Origin of the sequence: Bacillus sp. SIMBA_008, assembly GCF_046535495.1 — a bacterium.
Taxonomy (GTDB): Bacteria; Bacillota; Bacilli; order Bacillales; family Bacillaceae; genus Bacillus; species Bacillus subtilis.
This window is the reverse complement of record NZ_JAWRWL010000527.1, coordinates 1-269: the sequence shown is the minus strand read 5'-3', so window position 1 is coordinate 269 and position 269 is coordinate 1. Positions and strand designations below refer to the sequence as shown.

Sequence of the window (269 nt, the reverse complement as noted above, 5' to 3'; positions counted from 1 at the left end):
CGCGGGTCGAGGATCAGCGATGTCGCCGCGGCCTCGGCCTCGTCGCGGAATGGCTCGGGGAGCGCGCGCACGAGTTTGCGGAGCGCAGATCTCACGGCCGGAGGCGCGGTCGACGCCGGACCCGCGACGAGGAACAGAGCGCGGGTCTCGCTCGCGGTCAGCCCCGACAGGTCGGTGCGGCCGCCGCCGAGCAGCCGCCAGCCGCCGGCTCTGCCCTGGATCGAGTAGACCGGGACGCCGCTCTGGGCCAGCGCATCGAGGTCGCGCCG

At 75.5% G+C, this 269-nt stretch carries 1 pseudogene; it reads right to left on the bottom strand.

The features are described from left to right. Positions 1–269, bottom strand: a pseudogene (locus tag SB658_RS24305) (helix-turn-helix transcriptional regulator); the annotation flags it as partial.